Here is an 18,440-nt window from a genome sequence, read left to right as displayed (position 1 = left end):
TAAATGTTATGTGGTTTACAGCATATCCATGGTTAAACCCAGTGTAAAGCGTTGATCAGCTGGTGTTCGTCATGTCTTTTCCCTCCACGCGTGGATCGATGATGTTACCTGCTGCTGCAGGAGTAAGCCCGCGCCGGGCATGGGGAAGGCCCGGGCATTCGACAGCGCGGCGGGGCATCCCCGGCCGGCGCTGCGCGCAAGGTAATTCAACGATGCTGTATTCGCTGCGCCGCAGCGAACTGCGGCATGGCCCCGCTTCGGCGCCATGCCGCGACCATCATGAACAACTGGTCAGGAGGGGCGTGCCGGACGCTTCATCTGGCACGAGGTCGGCTGGGTGGCCACGTAGCTTTCGATCTTCTGATCCATGCTCCAGCCATAGCCGGTATTTTCCTGGTCGTACTTGACCTTCTTGCCGTCCACCTTGGCCCAGGTGGAAATGTAGAGCGGCTGCTGCAGCTGGTGATCGACGGCGCGCATCTCGACCTCGCCGTTGATTGCCTTGACCTTCATGCCTTCCAGCGCGAACGCGACCTTCACCGGATCGGCCGAGTTGGTGTCCTTGGCCGCCTTGGTCACCATCTGGACGACGGTGTAGATATCCTGCACGTAGAAGTCGTCGTTGTACTTCTTCTTGAAGGCTTCGACGATTTCCTTGCCGGCGAAGGTCTCGTTGTTCGGGATCCAGTAGGCGACCTGCTTGACCATGCCCGCGGTGGCGCCGCCCATCGCGGTCGGAACACCCGAGGTGCCGGCGTAGTAGGTATAGAACTTGGCAGTCAGGCCCGCGTCCTTCGCGGCCTTGACCAGCAGTGCCAGGTCGGCGCCCCAGTTGCCGGTGATGACGGCATCGGCGCCGGAAGCCTTGATCTTCGCGACGTAGGGAGCGAAGTCCTTCACCGTGGCGATCGGGTGCAGGTCGTCGCCGACGATCTGCACGTCGGGGCGCTTGCGCTTCAGGTATTCCTTGGCGGCACGCGTGACCTGGTGGCCGTGCGCGTAGTTCTGGCCGATGATGTAGACCTTCTTCAGCTCCTGGTCCTTGGCCATGTAAGAGGTCAGCGCCTCCATCTTCATGTCGGAGTTGGCGTCGAAGCGGAAGTGCCAGAAGCTGCACTTGCTGTTGGTCAAATCGGGATCGATCGCAGAATAGTTCAGGAACACGATTTCCTTGCCCGGGTTGCGCTCGTTGTGCTTGTTGACGGCATCAACCAGTGCCAGCGCGACGCCGGAACCGTTGCCCTGGGCGATGTAGCGATAGCCCTGGTCGATCACCGTCTTGAGCTGATTCAGGGATTCCTGCGGGCTACCCTTGCCGTCGAAGGCGTTCACCTCGATGGTATGGTTGCCACCCCATTTTTGCTGGTTGGCCATTTCCGTGAACATGCGGAAGGTGTTCAGCTGGTTCTGGCCGATCGGTGCGAACGGGCCGGACATGGTTTCGATCATGGCGATCTTGATCGTGTCGGCCTGTGCCGGGGCGGCAAAAGCTGCGGCTACGGAGAATGCGAGAACGAGGGGACGCATCTTCATCATCATTTGTCTCTTTTCCTTTGGTGTAGTTGTTGAAACGATGGCTGATTGGCTTCTGTTCTTGTACATCAAACCCGCCGGGGACGTCTCCGCCCCGGCCGATATCCTTACGCGGTCGGCAGCTTGTACTCCTTGAACTGGTCACGAATGCGGTTCTTGAGCACCTTGCCGGTGGCGCCGATCGGCAGCGCGTCGACGAAGACCACGTCGTCCGGCGTCCACCACTTGGCGATCTTGCCCTCGAAGAACGTGATCAGTTCTTCCTTGCTGACCTCGGCACCCGGCTTCTTCACCACGACTAGCAGCGGGCGCTCGTCCCACTTCGGGTGGTGCACGCCGATGCAGGCGGCCTGCTGCACCGAGGGGTGCGCCATTGCAATGTTTTCCAGGTCGATCGACCCGATCCATTCGCCGCCCGACTTGATCACGTCCTTGCTGCGGTCGGTGATCTGCATGTAGCCGTCGGGGCTGATGGTGGCGACGTCGCCGGTGGGGAACCAGCCGTCCTGCAGCACATCCCCGCCCTCGCCCTTGAAGTAGCTGCTGATGATCCACGGACCGCGCACCAGCAGGTTGCCGTAGGTCTTGCCGTCCCAGGGCAATTCCTTGCCGTCGTCGCCGACGATCTTCATGTCAACGCCGAAGATCGCATGGCCCTGCTTTTCGAGCAGCGCCTGCTTCTGTTCCTCCGGCAGATCCAGGTGACGGCCCTGCAGCGTGCAGGCGGTGCCGAGCGGAGACATTTCCGTCATGCCCCACGCATGCACCACCTCGACGCCATACTGGTGGCGGAAGGTCTTCATCATTGCCGGCGGACAGGCGGAGCCGCCGATCACGGTGCGCTTGAAGGTGGAGAACTTGAGGTTGTTCTGGCCCACATAGGTGAGCAGGCCGAGCCAGACTGTCGGCACGCCGGCGGAGAAGGTCACCTTCTCCTGCTCGAACAGTTCATAGATCGACTTGCCGTCGAGCGCCGGTCCGGGGAAGACCATCTTGGCGCCGGTCAGCGGCACGGAATACGGCAGGCCCCAGGCGTTGACGTGGAACATCGGCACCACGGGCAGCACCGCATCGCGCGCCGAAACATTGAGCGCGTCCGGCATCGTCGATGCGTACGAATGCAGCACAGTGGAGCGGTGCGAATAGAGCGCCCCCTTCGGGTTGCCGGTAGTGCCTGAGGTGTAGCACAGGCTGGACGCCGAATTCTCGTCGAACATCGGCCACTCGAACTGGTCCGAGCTCTTCTCGATCAGGTCCTCGTAGCACATCAGGTTCGGGATCTTCGACTCGGCCGGCATGCGGTCGCGGTCGCACATCAGCACGAAGCCCTTGACCGTCTTGCAGTGTGCCGCGAAGGCCTCGACCAGCGGCACGAAGGTCAGGTCGAAATACAGGTACTGGTCTTCCGCATGGTTCACGATGTACGCGATCTGCTCGGGATGCAGGCGCGGGTTAATCGTGTGCATCACTGCGCCCGAACCGGAGATCGCGTAATACAGTTCCATGTGCCGGTAACCGTTCCACGCGAGCGTCGCGACGCGGTCGCCCAACTTCACGCCGAGGCCGGCCAGCGCATTGGCCATCTGGCGCGCGCGGCGGTGGCAGTCGCGATAGGTGTAGCGGTGGATATCACCCTCGACGCGGCGCGACACGATTTCGTTATCGCCGAAAAAACGGTCCGCATGTTGGATGATGCTGGAGATAAGCAATGGGCGGTCCATCATCTGGCCCATCAAGGGGCTCTTCGGGTACTGCGACATCCTGCCTCCTCGGGTGTGGTTAGAGTGTTGCCACTAAATTAGCAGTGATTTTTGAACGACCGTACGAAAACCGTCAATGACTTTCGATGGTGCGCCGCATCAATGTCACGTATGCGACGTTTCGCCCCGCACCGACAGCGTCCGGCGCTGTTCCAGAATACGTGATTACGCGGCGCAGCATCGCGTGCAGATCAAGCTTTGGTGAAAAGCGGACCGCGGGCGCGGGGAGCGCCCGCCACATGTCACGCGGCCTTCATTCAGGTCCGGTAGGACGGGTCGATGCGATCGAGACGGCGCAGCAGGCCCGGCCACGCAAGCATGCCGCCCTGCGCCTTGGTGACGGCCTTGGCCTGCTTCTGCGCCCCTTCGATGATCGCGTCGGGTATCGGGATGAGCTCGCCGCCGCCCGCCTGCGCCCTCACCTGGATCATGCACGCAGCCTCGAACACATACATGTTGAGGAAGGCATCCGCGATGGTCGGACCGAGCGTCAGCAGGCCGTGGTTGCGCAGCATCAAGAACGACTTGGCGCCGAGGTCGGCGACAAGCCGCGGCTTTTCATCGGCGTTCAGCGCCACGCCTTCGTATCCGTGATAAGCCAGGCTCGAGAGCACGAAGATCGACTGCTGCGACAGCGGCAGCAGTCCTGCCTTCTGCGCCGATACCGCCACACCGTTGACGCTATGCGTATGCAGCACGCACAGCGCGTCGTGGCGGACCGCGTGGATGGCGGAGTGGATCGTGAACCCGGCCGGGTTGACGGGGAACGGCGATTCATCCAGCTTGTTGCCGTCGAGGTCGATCTTCACCAGCGAGGAGGCGGTGATTTCATCGAACATCAAGCCGTAGGGATTGATCAGGAACTGGTCGTCGGTGCCCGGCACGCGCGCGGTGATATGGGTGAAGATCAGGTCGCTCCAGCCGAACTGCGCGACGAGGCGGTAGCATGCGGCGAGGTCGGTGCGGACCTGCCATTCCTCCGGAGAAACCCGGTCTTGCAAGGATGGGATCGCCAGCTTTTCGGGGGCGTTCATGTGGGGTCTCCTCTTCTCTGTCAAAATAAGGTGCCGGTTTCGGCAGTCGAATGGCTTTGCAGTATCGGCACACCACGTTCCGCAACACTGTCAACTTCTTAACAATCGCTATGGCTATCCGTGCTGTCACTGACATCGATAAAAGCGCCCTGCTTCGCATGTCATGGCTCTCTGGCTTCCCTGATGATGTCATTGCCGACGCCGCCGGCTGCGGCAGCCTGCGCATGTTGGAAGGCGGCACGCTGCTGCATGCGCGCGGCGCCGAGGCGGACGGCTTCTACACCATCGCCAGCGGCTCGGTCCGCTTCACGAGGACAACCGCGGACGGCCACGCGACCACCATCGGCGTGCTCGACGCGCCCAACAGCTTCGGCGAGATTTCGCTGTTCGATGGCCTTCCGCGCTCGCACGACGGCTACGCGGTCGGGCCGACCGTCGTGCTGTTCCATGCGAAGAGCGATTTCCTGCACCTGCTGGCCCGCCACCCGTCGATCTACGCGCGCTTCGCAAAAATGCTCAGCCTGCGCCTGCGCGCCACCTTCGACCTGGTGGAAGAAGCCGCGGTGTCGCCGCTGCAGCAGCGGCTGGCGCGCCGACTGCTCGAACTGGCGCACCTGCGCCCCTCGGCAATGAATGCGGCAACGAACACGCGCGGCCGCGAGGTGCCGCTCACGCAGGAAGAACTCGGGCAGCTCCTGGGCAAGTCGCGCCAGAGCATTTCGAAGACCCTGCATGTATGGGAACAAAACGGGTTGATACAGACCAAATATGGCCGTGTCTCGATCAAGCAACCCGACGCGCTGCGCAAGCTCGCCTATCCCGAAGCCGAGCGCGTACCGCGCAAGACCAGCGCCGCCGCCCGCTAGCGCGCGCAGCAAGGATATTTCATGAACGCACCCGAGAACCCCGTCCGCCGCCTCGCGGCAGATGCCCTGTCATTCGAAAACTCATATGCCTCGCTGCCGCCCGACTTCTATACGCGGCTGCGTCCCACGCCGGTACCCGACCCCTGCCTGGTCGGCGCCAGCGCTGCCGCCGCGCAACTGATCCATCTCGATCCGGCCGAGTTCGCACAGGACAGCTTCGTGCAGGCCTTCGCCGGCAATCGCCTCCTGCCTGGTTCGATTCCGCTGGCGGCGGTTTATTCCGGCCATCAATTCGGTGTCTGGGCCGGACAGCTCGGCGACGGCCGCGCCATCCTGCTGGGCGACGTGCCGGCTGCCGGGCCGTCGGAAGACAATCCCTCCGGCCGCATCGAGGTGCAACTGAAGGGATCAGGCCTGACGCCGTATTCGCGCATGGGCGACGGCCGCGCGGTGCTGCGCTCGTCGATCCGCGAATTCCTTTGCTCGGAAGCGATGGCCGCGCTCGGCATCCCCACCTCGCGCGCGTTGTGCGTGGTGGGCACTGACATGCCGGTGATGCGCGAGTCGCTGGAAACCGGCGCGATCGCCACCCGCATGGCGCCGACCTTCATCCGCTTCGGCTCCTTCGAGCACTGGTTTTACAACAACCGCAAGGATGCGCTGCAGACGCTCGCCGACTATGTGATCGACCGCTTCTATCCGGCCCTGCGCGCCGCCGCCAATCCCTACCAGGCGCTGCTGGCCGAGGTCACGCGGCGCACCGCCGAACTGATCGCGCAATGGCAGGCAGTCGGCTTCATGCATGGCGTGATGAATACCGACAACATGTCCATCCTTGGCCTGACCATCGACTACGGCCCCTTCGGGTTCATGGAAGCGTTCGATGCGCGCCACATCTGCAACCACAGCGATTACCAGGGCCGGTATGCGTACCAGATGCAGCCGCGCATCGGCCAGTGGAACTGCTTTGCGCTCGGCCAGGCGCTGCTGCCGCTGATCGGCGAGGTCGAGGACGCGCAGGCGGCGCTGGAGGGGTACAAGCCGGCATACGACGCGAAGCTGGAGGCGCTGCTGCACGCGAAGCTGGGCCTGCGTGCGGCGCAGGCGGACGATGGCGCGCTGATCGATGCGATGTTCGCGCTGATGCAGGACAACCACGTCGACTTCACCCAGTTCTTCCGGCGCCTGGGAGATCTGGAGGTCGACAACCCGGCGTCCGACGAACCGCTGCGCGACCTGTTCATCGACCGTCCCGCATTCGATGCCTGGGCCGCGCAGTACCGGCAACGGCTGAAGCAGGAAAACAGCGTGGATGCCGCGCGCCGGCCCGCAATGCATAGCGTCAACCCGAAATATGTACTTCGCAATTACCTTGCACAAGTGGCGATAGAAAAGGCGCAAAATAAGGATTTTTCTGAAGTTGACAAATTGCTCACGATTCTTGAAAAACCCTTCGACGAGCAGCCGGAGAACGACCGCTACGCCGAACTGCCGCCCGACTGGGCAAGCCATCTGGAAGTGAGTTGCTCATCATGATGAACAAGGTAACCAAGTCCGACGCCGAATGGCGCGCAGAGCTCGACCCCATGGAGTACAAGGTCACGCGCGAGGCGGCGACCGAGCGCGCCTTCACCGGCCGCTACTGGGATCACCACGAGCATGGCATCTATACCTGCGTCTGCTGCGGCACGCCGCTGTTTGAATCGGACGCCAAGTTCGACTCGGGCTGCGGCTGGCCGAGTTATTTCAAGCCCCTCAACCCCGAGCACGTCGCCGAGCGCGTTGACCGCACTCATGGCATGATACGCACCGAAATCCTGTGCAATGTATGCGATGCGCATCTCGGCCACGTCTTTCCTGACGGACCGCCGCCGACCGGCCTGCGCTATTGCATCAATTCCGCGGCACTGCGTTTCGATCCCAGCAACTGAAGGATAACTATCGATGAAGTTCCTGTTCGACCTGTTTCCGGTCATTCTCTTCTTCGCCATGTTCAAGTGGGGCGAAGCCAACCCCGACGCGGCCCTGGCGCTCGCGCAGAAATTCCTGAGCGGCGTGGTCGCCGGCGGTGAAGCGAGCGCGGCCCAGGCGCCGATCATGCTCGCCACCGGCATCGCGATCGTCGCCACCTTTGCCCAGATCGGCTACCTGCTGCTGCGCGGCCGCAAGGTCGACACCATGCTCTGGGTTTCGCTCGCGATCATCACCTTGTTCGGCGGTGCCACCATCTATTTCCACAACGAGACATTCATCAAGTGGAAGCCGACGGTTCTCTACTGGCTCTTTGGCGCCGCATTGCTGTTCGCGCAGCTGGCGCTCGGCAGGAACCTGATCCGCCTGATGATGGAAAAGCAGATTACGCTGCCCGATGATGTCTGGCAAAAACTCAATTTGTCCTGGGCCGGATTCTTCAGCGTCATGGGCCTGGTCAACCTGTATGTCGCCTACACGTTCCCGACGGCGTTCTGGGTCAACTTCAAACTGTTCGGCTTTACCGGGATGATGATCGCCTTCGTCATCGCGCAAAGCATGTTCCTGTCGAAATATGTGAAGGATTCGCGATGAGCGAACGCATCGAAAAAATCCGGAGCCGGCTGACCGCAACTTTTGCGCCGGTGGAATGTCAATTGGTGGATGATTCGCACCTGCATGCCGGCCATGCAGGCGCTGCCTCGGGCGCAGGTCATTACAGCGTGCGCCTGGTTTCCGACCGTTTTGATGGGTTAAATCGCGTGGCGCGCCACCGCCTGGTGTATGATTGCCTCCGCGACATGATGACCAGCGACATACACGCTCTCAACATCATTGCACTGGCGCCGTCGGAAGTATCACAATAATGATTGATGCGCCCCGTTTTTAACCTTCCATCCTCTGTAATTAGGAACGAATAATGACTTTGAAACCCGCTCGCTTGCTGATGCTGCTTGTTGCCGCAGTCGCATTGCCCGCCTTCGCACAGAACCTCGCAGTGGTGAACGGCAAGCCCGTGCCCTCCTCCCGCGCCGACGCGATGGTCAAGCAGCTTGCCGCGCAGGGCCAGCCCGACACGCCGCAACTGCGCGCAATGGTCAAGGAAGAGCTGATCAACCGCGAGATTCTGATCCAGGAAGCCGACAAGCTGGGCCTGTCGAATTCGCCGGACGTCAAGAACCAGGTGGAGATTGCCCGCCAGTCGATCGCCATCCGCGCGCTGGTCCAGGACTACCTGAAGAAGAACCCGGTCAAGGACGCCGAGATCCAGGCCGAATACGACAAGTTCAAGGCGCAGGCCGGCGACAAGGAATACCACGCCCGTCACATCCTGGTGGACAAGGAAGACGAAGCCAAGGCCATCATCACCAAGCTCAAGGGCGGCGCCAAGTTCGAGGACCTCGCCAAGCAATCCAAGGATCCGGGCTCCGCTGCCAACGGTGGCGACCTCGACTGGGCATCCCCGGCCTCCTTCGTGAAGCCGTTCTCCGACGCGATGGTCGGCCTGCAGAAGGGCCAGATCACCGAAACCCCGGTCAAGACCCAGTACGGCTACCACGTGATCAAGCTGGAAGATGTGCGCGCCGCAAAGCTGCCGCCTCTGGAAGAGGTCAAGCCGCAGATCGCGGAATCGCTGCAGCAGAAGAAGCTGCAGGCTTTCCAGGACGACCTGCGCAAGAAGGCGAAGATCCAGTAAGCCTGGTCCGCATGAATAAAAAAAGCCGCGCATTGCGCGGCTTTTTTATTGTCCCGGCGTCGCCCGCCTGCTGCGTCCGGCGCAGGCGGGGCCGGGCTTCTCCGGCATTCCCGCTTGCGCCGCAACGTCGGCCGCTCGCGCTACGCGGCGCGCATCATCCCACCCACTTCCGCGCATTGCGGAACATGCGCATCCACGGCGAATACTCGCCCCAGTTATCCGGATGCCAGGAGTGCTGCACCGTGCGGAATACCCGTTCCGCATGCGGCATCAGCACGGTAAAACGGCCGTCCGGCGTCGTCACCGAAGTGATGCCGCGCGGCGACCCGTTCGGGTTGTACGGATAGGACTCGGTCGCCTGACCCTTGTTGTCGATCCAGCGCATCGCGGCGATCGCGCGGTCGATGTTTCCAGTCTGCGAGAAGTCCGCATAGCCTTCGCCGTGCGCCACCGCGATCGGGCTCTGGGTGCCGGCCATCCCGTTGAAGAAGATCGACGGTGAATCCAGCACCTCCACCATCGCGAATCGCGCTTCGAACTGTTCCGACTTGTTGCGGGTGAACTTCGGCCAGTCCTGGGCGCCGGGGATGATGGATTTCAGGTTGCTCATCATCTGACAGCCGTTGCAGATGCCGAGCGCAAAGGTATCGCCGCGGTTGAAGAAGCCGGCGAACTGCTCGGCCAGCTTCGCGTTGAACAGGATGGTCTTGGCCCATCCTTCGCCCGCCCCCAGCACGTCGCCGTAGGAGAAACCGCCGACCGCGATGAAGCCCTTGAAATCGTCCAGCCGCGCGCGGCCGGCAATCAGGTCGCTCATGTGCACATCGACCGCCTCGAAGCCGGACTTGTGCATCACGTACGCGGTCTCCACATGCGAATTCACGCCCTGCTCGCGCAGGATCGCGACGCGCGGTTTGCTGCCGGTGCCGATGTACGGCGCGGCAATGTCTTCCTGCGGATCGAAGGCCAGCTTCGGCGTCATGCCGGGATCGGCGGCGTCCAAGATGCGGTCGTATTCGGCATCGGCGCAGGCCGGGTTGTCGCGCAGCCGCGCAATGCGCCAGCTGGTTTCGCTCCACAGGCGCTGCAGCTCGACGCGCGGCTGCTGGTAGACCACTCTCGCGTCGCGCGTGAACTCGATCGCATCGCGGTCATTCAGCTTGCCGATGATGTGGCTGCAGGCGCCGAGCTTGAACGCGCGCAGCACGTTCATCACATCCGACTTCTGCTCCGCCCGGACCTGGATCACCGCGCCCAGCTCTTCGCTGAACAGGCAGCGCAGCGTCATGTCGTTGCGCCGCTCGGCGACCTGGCCGGCCCAGTTCTTCGCCTCGCCGGAGTCGGATGCATGCTCGCCTTCCATGGTCAGGATGTCGAGGTTCACCGACAGGCCGGTGCGGCCGGCGAACGCCATTTCGCACAGCGTCGTGTACAGGCCGCCGTCGGAACGATCGTGGTAGGCGAGCAGCTTGCGCTCCGCGTTCAGTTGCTGGATCGCGTTGAAGAAGGCTTTCAGGTCTTCCGGATTGTCGATGTCCGGCGTATCGTTGCCGATCTGCTGCATCACCTGCGCCAGCGCCGACGCGCCCATCCGGTTCCTGCCACGGCCGAGGTCGATCAGGATCAGTGCCGTTTCGCCCTGGTCCGTGCGCAACTGCGGCGTCAGCGCCAGGCGCACATCGGGCACCGGCGCGAACGCCGACACGATCAGCGATACCGGCGAAACCACTTCCTTGCTGCCTTCCGCATCCTTCCAGGTGGTGCGCATCGACAGCGAATCCTTGCCCACCGGGATGCTGATGCCGAGCGCCGGGCACAACTCCATGCCGACCGCCTTCACCGTGTCGAACAGCGCGGCATCCTGCCCCGGCTGTCCGCAGGCCGCCATCCAGTTGGCCGACAGCTTGATGTCGGAGATGTCGGCGATCGGCGCGGCGGCAATGTTGGTGATCGCCTCGCCCACCGCCATGCGGCCGGAGGCGGCGGCATCGATCACCGCAACCGGCGTGCGCTCGCCCATTGCCATCGCTTCGCCGAGATAGCCGTCGAAACTCATCGTGGTCACCGCACAGTCCGCGACCGGCACCTGCCACGGCCCGACCATCTGGTCGCGCACCGTGGTCGCGCCCACCGTCCGGTCGCCGATGGTGATCAGGAAGGACTTGTCCGCCACCGTGGGCAGGCGCAGCACGCGCTGCGCCACATCCGCCAGTTCCATGCCGGTCAGGTCGACCGGCGGATAATCGTTTTTCACATGCGCGACGTCGCGGTGCATCTTCGGCGGCTTGCCGAGCAGGACATCCATCGGCATGTCGACCGGATAGTTGTCATGTTCCGGATCGATCACCTTCAGCTGGCGCTCTTCGGTCGCCACCCCGACCACCGCGAACGGGCAGCGCTCGCGATCGCACAGGTAGCGGAACAACTCGAGGCTCTGCGGCGAAATCGCCAGCACATAGCGTTCCTGCGACTCGTTGCTCCAGATTTCCTTGGGCGCCATGCCGCTCTCTTCCAGCGGCACCTTGCGCAGGTCGAACACCGCGCCGCGCTTGGCGTCATTGGTCAGCTCGGGGAAGGCATTGGACAGGCCGCCGGCGCCGACGTCATGAATGGACAGCACCGGATTGTCGTCGCCCATTGCCCAGCACGCATTGATGACTTCCTGCGCGCGGCGCTCCATTTCCGGGTTGCCGCGCTGCACCGAGTCGAAATCCAGGTCAGCGGTATTGGTGCCGGTCGCCATCGAGGAGGCGGCGCCGCCGCCCATGCCGATGCGCATGCCCGGGCCGCCGAGCTGGATCAGCAGGCTGCCCACCGGCAGCTCCTGCTTTTTCGTATGCTTGGCCGAGATGTTGCCCATCCCGCCCGCAATCATGATCGGCTTGTGATAGCCGTAGACCTTGCCCGCGACGTTCTGCTCGTAGGTGCGGAAATACCCGGCGAGATTGGGCCGGCCGAACTCGTTGTTGAATGCGGCGCCGCCGATCGGGCCGTCGATCATGATCTGCAGCGGCGACGCGATGCGGTCCGGCTTGCCGTAGATGCCGCACTGGCCGCGCGCTTCGCGCTGCGCCAGCGGTTCGGTCGCGTCGCGCGCGTTTTCCCACGGCTGTACCGCGTGGGTGAGCATCAGGTTGGAGACGGTGAAGCCGGTCAGGCCCGCCTTCGGTTTGGCGCCGCGGCCGGTTGCGCCTTCGTCGCGGATCTCGCCGCCGGCGCCGGTCGACGCGCCGGGAAAGGGCGAGATCGCGGTCGGGTGGTTGTGCGTTTCCACCTTCATCAGGATGTGCGTGAGTTCTTCCGACTCCTGGTAGACGTTGCCGTTCTTCGCGCCGTTCGGATAGAAGCGCATCACCGTGCCGCCCTCGATGACGGACGAATTATCGCTGTACGCAACCACCGTGCCCTTCGGGTTCAGCTGGTGGGTGTTGCGGATCATCGCGAACAGTGACTTGTCCTGCTTCTCGCCGTCGATGGTCCAGTCGGCGTTGAAGATCTTGTGGCGGCAGTGTTCGCTGTTGGCCTGCGCGAACATCATCAGCTCGACATCGGTCGGATTGCGCTTTGCCTGGGTGAATGCATTGAGCAGGTAATCGATCTCGTCGTCCGACAGCGCCAGGCCAAGACCGGTATTCGCACTGACCAGCGCGTCGCGGCCGCCGGCGAGCACATCGACGAATTCCAGCGGCCTGGCTTCCAGCTCGCGGAACAGGCCGGCTGCGTCGTTCGCATCGCGCAGCACGGTCTCGATCATGCGGTCGTGCAGCAGGGCGGCCACTTCCTGGGCCGCGCTGTCCGAAAGTTTCTTCGCGCCGCCGAGCAGGCCCGATTTCAGCTGCACCCGGTAGGACACGCCGCGCTCGACGCGGTGGATATGGGTCATGCCGCAGTTGTGCACGATGTCGGTCGCCTTGCTGGCCCAGGGCGAAATCGTGCCGAAGCGCGGGATCACCACGAACTGCTCACCCTCTTCCGCGGCAGCGAAAGGTTCACCATAGGTCAGCAATGCATTGAGGCGGCCGATCTCATCCTGGCTGGGAGCGGCGGCGGCATCGACAAAATGCAGGAAACGCCCGCTCACGCCGACGATGGCCGGCTCGACTGCTTGCAGTTGTGACAAAAGACGCTGGGTACGGAAGGCAGACAGGGCGTTGGAGCCCGGCAGAATCAACATGGCGGCAAGAGAATTGATGCGGCGCGCGCCTGCCGGAACGCTCCGGCGCAGCTGCTGGGCCACTGGTTAAATCGGAAACCGCGATTATACCGCGACGCCGCATCATGGCAGCTTGTCAATGCACCACGGCGGCGCCTTGACCCGGGTTCGCATGAAGGGCGGCAAGGCTTCATGAAAATCCGCCCGGTATGCTATTGTTGCCGGGCCAAGTCAATCTGGAAACCATCGTCCTGCCGCATGAACCCGCTCACCGCCAAATCGATCCCCGCCCTCGCCCGCTACTCCCGTTATTCGCTGGTGGAAATCAGCCTGGAGGAAGCCGAAAAATCGAGGTCCGTATTCACCCGGCTCTATCCCGAGGCCGCCCGCGCGGCCGGCGAACATGCTGACCGGATGCGCGCCGCAGGCGTCGAGGTATCGCCGCTCGCCGGGCTTTCCGTATCGATCAAGGACCTGATCGACGTCGCCGGCGAAACCACGCTGGCCGGTTCGACGGTACTGCGCGGCGCGGCGCCGGCGAAATCGGATGCGCCGGTGGTCAAGCGCCTGCGCATTGCCGGCGCGGCGATCATCGGCAAGACCAACATGACGGAATTCGCGTTCTCCGGCGTCGGCATCAATCCGCACTACGGCACGCCGGCCAATCCGGCGGACAAGGAAGTGGCGCGCATTCCGGGCGGTTCCTCCTCGGGCGCCGCGGTGTCGGTCGCCACCGGGCTGTGCGTGGCCGCGATCGGTTCGGACACCGGCGGCTCGATCCGCATTCCGGCCGCGCTGTGCGGCATCGTCGGCTTCAAATCGACCGCGCGCCGCGTCCCAACGACGGGCGCGCTGCCGTTGTCGACGACGCTCGACACGGTGTGCGCGATGACACGCTCGGTCGATGACTGCATCCTGGTCGACAGCATCATCGCCGACAATCCCCTGAGCATTCCCGAGCTGCCGCTGGCGGGCGTGCGCCTCGCGGTACCTCAGACCGTGATGCTCGACGGCCTCGATCCGCATGTCGCCGCGTCGTTTGCCAGCGCGCTGTCGCGCCTGTCAGCCGCCGGCGCAAAGATCGTCGACGCGCCGTTTGCGTTGCTGCGCGAAGCGGCGGACCTCAACAAATTCTCCGGCCCCGAATCCTTCGCCTGGCACCGCGCCATGCTCGCAGAGCGCGAGGCGGAATACGATTTCCGGGTTGCCAAGCGGATCAAGATGGGCGCAACGGTGCTGGCGGCCGACTACATCGACCTGCATCGCCGCCGGCGCGACTGGGTCGCCCGCATGGAAGATGCGCTCGGCCCATTCGACTCGCTGATCATGCCGACCGTGCCGCTGGTCGCGCCGCCGATCGCGGAGCTGGAAGCGTCGGAGGAAACGTTCTTCAAGGCCAACGGCCTGCTGCTCCGCAATCCGTCCACCATCAACCTGCTCGACGGCTGCGCAGTCTCGCTGCCCTGCCACGAGGATGGCACGCTGCCGGTCGGCCTGATGGTCGCCGGTCCGGCAATGGCCGACCGCAAGATCCTCGCGGTAGCGCGCGCGATCGAGCACACCCTGCGGCCGCAATGAAAAAAGGCGTGAGCGCCGCTCACGCCTTTTTCCCGATGTCGCCGTCTTTCCTTGCGCGTGGATCGGCTGCCGGACATTCCCGCCGCCGCAGCTGCACCGTTTGCTATCATCCGTTCTGTCGTTTTCTTCCGCGCACCCACGATGCTTCGTCTGCCCCTCTCATTGCTCGTCCGTCCGTTGATCGCCATCGCTGCGCTCGCAGTTGTCCATGCCCGCGCCGAGCCGCCTTGCAACCGCGCGGTACCGGTCGAGGAAAAGTGCGAAATTGCGTTGTCCGAGCTGCATCCCACGCAATCGGCCGTCGGCATGATCCAGGTCGAGGAGCGCGCCGCGCGCATGCAGGGCGAAACCGACTTCATCAAGTACACGCGCCAGCGGCCGGTGCCGGTGGTGGAGGCGCCGGACGGCGCTTTCTACCTGACCGACAGCCATCATCTTGTCAGCGTCCTGTCCCGTATCGGCGCCACCAGGGTCACCGCCCGCATCATTGGCCGTTTCGACAATCCGGACACCTTCTGGCAGGAGATGGAAACACGCCGCTGGGTCTATCTGTTCGACCCGAAGGGCAACCCGATTCCACCTTCCGCGCTGCCCAGGCGCATTACCGATATGGCCGATGATCCCTACCGCGCGCTTGCCGGCTATGCAGAGGATGCCGGCTACTTCCATAAAACCGACGCGTACTTCATGGAGTTTCACTGGGCGCGCTATTTCGGCTCGCGCATGGACTGGCGCCCGGTGCACCGGATGAACCTGCTGGAAGCGCTGCAGGCCGCCGAACGCCTGGCGTGCGAGCCGCAGGCAAAGGATCTGCCGGGCTATGCCGGGCCTTGTCGACCGTAATTTCATTGTTTCATCGTCAGGCTGCGAGGAAACGGCGGCTCGCGCAATCGTCGGGACCGCGGGTAAGTTTCCTGGCAAGTTTAGCGGCAAAGATAACGCCGCCGCGCGAAAAAACCGCCGGGTCGCAGCCCGGGACGTATCGCACTACGGCCGCGACGGAATAAAATGACGCCTCGAACTAGAAATGTGTCCGGCGGTCTACATTTCCCGGACACGCGGCTGCCTGCTCGCCGTATGATTCCCAGATGTATTCGTACCGCGACAGCGGCTCATCGCAATCAGGTTAATCCGTGACACAAAAACAAATCGCAGTGGTCGGCGGCGGCGTCGTCGGTGTCTGCACCGCCTACTTTCTCGCCCAGGCTGGCCACGAGGTATCCGTCATTGAACGGCACCAGAACGTGGCGCAGGAGGCGAGCTTTGCGCATGCCGGCATCGTCTCGCCCGGCTATTCCACGCCCTGGACGGTACCGGGCATGCCGCGCAAGATACTGTCGCATCTTTTCAAGTCGGAGGCCGCGGTAAGCGTCAAGCCGACGTTCGACCGGGCGATGTGGCGCTGGGTGCGCCGCTGGCTGTCCGAGTACGAGCTGGAGCGCTACCGCATCAACAGCGAGCGCATGCAGCGCATGGCCTACTACAGCCGCGACATCCTGCGCCAGCTGAGCGAGTACTACCAGCTCGATTACGAGCAGACCCGGGGCGTGCTGCAGCTGCTGCGCACCGAAAAGGACCGCAAGCTGGCCGAACCGGCGCTGGCGCTGCTGGCGGAAAACGAGGTGCCGCACCAGGTGCTGGACCCGGAGGGCGTACGCGCGATCGAACCCGCGCTCGCGTCGAACACGCCGCTCGCCGGCGGCATCTACCTGCCCGAGGACGAAGCCGGCAACTGCCCGTTGTTCACCAAGCGCCTGAAACAGATCGCCGGCACGGCCGGCGTGCAGTTCCACTTCACCAGCACGGTGCGCGCGATCGAGCCTGAATCGCGCGGCGTCGCGCTGCAGATCGACGACGGCCGGTATGCAGCCGACGCGGTGGTGATCGCCGCCGGCATCGACAGCGTCGGCTTGCTCAAGGCGCTCGGCATCGAGGTGCCGATCTACCCGGTCAAGGGCTATTCCGCGACGGCGCTGATCAAGAATTTCGACCGCGCGCCGCAGTCGGCGCTGATGGACGAGGCCTACAAGGTTGCCATCACGCGGCTCGGCGGCCGCATCCGCATCGCCGGGACCGCCGAACTCGGGGCCAGATCGGATGAACTGCGCGAGCGGGCGCTGCGCACGCTGGTCAAGGTCGGCGGCGACTGGTTTCCGGATGCCGCGAACTATGCGCAGGCCAACTTCTGGTGCGGCACCCGTCCGATGCTGCCGGACGGTCCGCCCCTGATCGGCGCGACGCCGATCCGCAACGTGTATGTCAACATCGGCCACGGTTCCTGCGGCTGGGCGATGGCGGCCGGGTGCGGCAAGGCGCTCGCCGACATCATCTCGGGCCATGCGCCGGATATCGATATCGACGGCCTGACAATGGCGCGCTATGGATAGGGTCGGTTGCGTGGTGATCGGCGCCGGCGTCGTCGGCCTTGCGATCGCACGCGAGCTCGCGCGCCAGGGGCGGGAGGTGCTGGTGGTCGAGCGGCATGGCGCCATCGGCGTGGAAACCAGTTCCCGCAACAGCGAAGTCATCCATGCCGGCCTTTATTACCCGACCGGCAGCCTGAAAGCGCGCCTGTGCGTTGAAGGCCGGGACATGTTGTACCGCTACTGCGGGGAGCGCGGCGTTCCGTACCGGCGCTGCGGCAAGCTGGTGGTCGCAACGTCCGGTTCTCAACTGCCGGAACTCGACGCTATCCACGCGCAGGCTCATGCGAACGGCTGTGCCGAAGTGCGGCGCCTGAGTGCCGACCAGGCGCGCTCGATGGAGCCCGCACTGTCCTGCGTCGCGGCCCTGCTGTCACCCGCAACCGGCATCATCGACAGCCATGCCTACATGCTCGCGCTGCAGGGCGATGCGGAAAACGCCGGCGCATTGTTTGCGTTCGACAGCGCCGTGACAGGCGCGCAAATGCTGGATGACGGCATCGCCCTCGCGGTGCGCGCCGGCGACGGCACGCAAACCGAGCTGCACGCGGAACGCGTCGTCAATTGCGGGGGATTGTGGGCGCCGCGGATTGCGTCGCGGATCGACGGGCTCGACCAGGCCGCCACGCCAGGGGCGTGGTTCGCGAAGGGAAACTACTTTTCGCTGTCCGGCAAGGCGCCGTTCTCGCACCTGATCTATCCGGTACCCGAACCCGGCGGGCTCGGCGTGCACCTGACGCTTGACCTTGGCGGCCAGGCGCGCTTCGGCCCGGACGTCGAATGGCTGGAGGCGCCGCAGGACGACATCGATTACGCCGTGGATGCACGGCGCGCCGCAGGCTTTTACCGGGAAATCCGCGCCTACTGGCCTGCGCTCGCCGACGGCGCGCTGCAGCCTGCGTACGCGGGCGTGCGCCCGAAGATCGCGCCGCCGGGCACGCGGACGGAAGACTTCCGCTTTTCCAACCACGGCAACCCGCACTACCTCGGGCTGTACGGCATCGAGTCGCCGGGCCTGACCGCCTCGCTGGCGATTGCGCGGCACGCGGCGGACCTGCTGGCCCGCTGAGCCTGCCGCTTCACGCTTTCTTTACGAAGCGACCAGGAAGTCGATCACGATCTCGCCGGGTTCGCGCTTGACATATGCCATCTTGATGCGCGGGCCGAAGATGTTGTCGATCTGAGCCAGCAGCGGCAACGGATCGTGGTCATTGCAGAAGCGCATCGTCTCTCCCGGCTCCAGCGAGTCGAGTGCGCCGAAAATCGCCGCATGACGGAAACGCTTCGCGACGCCGCGCGCGTCGAAGGGATAAATACCGCCGGAAACTACCGGACGAGAACAATCGTGAGGCATGTCGACTCCTTCATCAAAAAAATTCGGTACGGCCCCTGCTCTCTTCCCTTTCAGAGCCCGCGCTTCTTAAGA

Annotated in this window: 15 protein-coding genes; 10 read left to right on the top strand and 5 right to left on the bottom strand. The window is 63.8% G+C overall.

Annotated features, from left to right (window positions below; all coding sequences use genetic code 11):
- Positions 1-291: 291 nt before the first annotated feature.
- From VEC01_RS18745 to VEC01_RS18735, 3 genes are all read right to left on the bottom strand, one after another.
- On the bottom strand, positions 292-1,536 hold the full coding sequence (locus tag VEC01_RS18745; RefSeq protein WP_324902450.1) for a branched-chain amino acid ABC transporter substrate-binding protein: 1,245 nt from the start codon (positions 1,534-1,536) through the stop codon (positions 292-294).
- A gap of 104 nt (positions 1,537-1,640) precedes the next feature.
- Positions 1,641-3,293, bottom strand: coding sequence for a 3-(methylthio)propionyl-CoA ligase (locus VEC01_RS18740; RefSeq protein ID WP_324902431.1), 1,653 nt, complete (start codon positions 3,291-3,293; stop codon positions 1,641-1,643).
- A 257-nt stretch (positions 3,294-3,550) separates the two neighbouring features.
- A complete protein-coding gene (locus VEC01_RS18735; RefSeq protein WP_324902430.1) occupies positions 3,551-4,327 on the bottom strand; it encodes a class II aldolase/adducin family protein in 777 nt (258 codons plus the stop codon).
- A 158-nt stretch (positions 4,328-4,485) separates the two neighbouring features.
- Here VEC01_RS18735 and VEC01_RS18730 point away from each other — a divergent pair, with 158 nt between their 5' ends.
- Genes VEC01_RS18730 through VEC01_RS18705 form a run of 6 tightly spaced genes read left to right on the top strand, consistent with a single transcriptional unit; the run spans position 4,486 to position 8,860 of the window.
- Positions 4,486-5,193 carry a Crp/Fnr family transcriptional regulator gene (locus tag VEC01_RS18730; RefSeq protein WP_324902429.1) on the top strand — a complete coding sequence of 236 codons (708 nt, stop codon included), beginning with the start codon at positions 4,486-4,488 and terminating at the stop codon, positions 5,191-5,193.
- Between the two features lie 21 nt (positions 5,194-5,214).
- A complete protein-coding gene (locus VEC01_RS18725) occupies positions 5,215-6,729 on the top strand; it encodes a protein adenylyltransferase SelO (protein WP_324902428.1) in 1,515 nt (504 codons plus the stop codon).
- Entirely contained in the window at positions 6,726-7,124 is a 399-nt protein-coding gene (gene msrB / locus VEC01_RS18720) for a peptide-methionine (R)-S-oxide reductase MsrB (protein ID WP_324902427.1), read from the top strand. The genes VEC01_RS18725 and msrB overlap by 4 nt, the downstream gene beginning before the upstream one ends.
- A 13-nt stretch (positions 7,125-7,137) precedes the next feature.
- Positions 7,138-7,758 carry a septation protein A gene (locus VEC01_RS18715; RefSeq protein WP_324902426.1) on the top strand — a complete coding sequence of 207 codons (621 nt, stop codon included), beginning with the start codon at positions 7,138-7,140 and terminating at the stop codon, positions 7,756-7,758.
- On the top strand, positions 7,755-8,030 hold the full coding sequence (locus VEC01_RS18710; RefSeq protein ID WP_324902425.1) for a BolA family protein: 276 nt from the start codon (positions 7,755-7,757) through the stop codon (positions 8,028-8,030). The genes VEC01_RS18715 and VEC01_RS18710 overlap by 4 nt, the downstream gene beginning before the upstream one ends.
- A 53-nt stretch (positions 8,031-8,083) precedes the next feature.
- Positions 8,084-8,860, top strand: a complete 777-nt coding sequence (locus VEC01_RS18705; RefSeq protein WP_324902424.1) for a peptidylprolyl isomerase — start codon at positions 8,084-8,086, stop codon at positions 8,858-8,860.
- A 154-nt stretch (positions 8,861-9,014) separates the two neighbouring features.
- Here the strand turns inward: VEC01_RS18705 and purL are convergent, their stop codons facing one another.
- The gene (purL, locus tag VEC01_RS18700) at positions 9,015-13,034 is read right to left on the bottom strand and encodes a phosphoribosylformylglycinamidine synthase (protein WP_324902423.1); all 4,020 of its coding nucleotides are present in this window, start codon (positions 13,032-13,034) and stop codon (positions 9,015-9,017) included.
- 237 nt (positions 13,035-13,271) lie between these two features.
- Here purL and VEC01_RS18695 point away from each other — a divergent pair, with 237 nt between their 5' ends.
- From VEC01_RS18695 to VEC01_RS18680, 4 genes are all read left to right on the top strand, one after another.
- The gene (locus tag VEC01_RS18695) at positions 13,272-14,591 is read left to right on the top strand and encodes an amidase (RefSeq protein ID WP_324902422.1); all 1,320 of its coding nucleotides are present in this window, start codon (positions 13,272-13,274) and stop codon (positions 14,589-14,591) included.
- Positions 14,592-14,732: 141 nt separating this feature from the next.
- Positions 14,733-15,434: a ParB-like protein gene (locus VEC01_RS18690; RefSeq protein ID WP_324902421.1), complete on the top strand. Its 702-nt coding sequence runs from the start codon at positions 14,733-14,735 to the stop codon at positions 15,432-15,434.
- Between the two features lie 290 nt (positions 15,435-15,724).
- Positions 15,725-16,978 (top strand): D-amino acid dehydrogenase, encoded by a 1,254-nt coding sequence (locus tag VEC01_RS18685; RefSeq protein WP_324902420.1) that lies wholly within the window; start codon positions 15,725-15,727, stop codon positions 16,976-16,978.
- Positions 16,971-18,083, top strand: a complete 1,113-nt coding sequence (locus VEC01_RS18680) for an NAD(P)/FAD-dependent oxidoreductase (RefSeq protein WP_324902419.1) — start codon at positions 16,971-16,973, stop codon at positions 18,081-18,083. Before VEC01_RS18685 ends, VEC01_RS18680 begins: the two co-directional genes overlap by 8 nt.
- 21 nt (positions 18,084-18,104) lie before the next feature.
- On the opposite strand, the gene VEC01_RS18675 is transcribed toward VEC01_RS18680, so the two are convergent.
- Entirely contained in the window at positions 18,105-18,368 is a 264-nt protein-coding gene (locus tag VEC01_RS18675; RefSeq protein WP_324902418.1) for a DUF2249 domain-containing protein, read from the bottom strand.
- Positions 18,369-18,440 lie beyond the last annotated feature (72 nt).

The organism is Noviherbaspirillum sp. (assembly GCF_035627455.1).
Classification (GTDB): Bacteria; Pseudomonadota; Gammaproteobacteria; order Burkholderiales; family Burkholderiaceae_D; genus Noviherbaspirillum.
The sequence above is the reverse complement of the archived record's forward strand: the minus strand, read 5'-3'. Positions and strand labels throughout refer to the sequence as shown.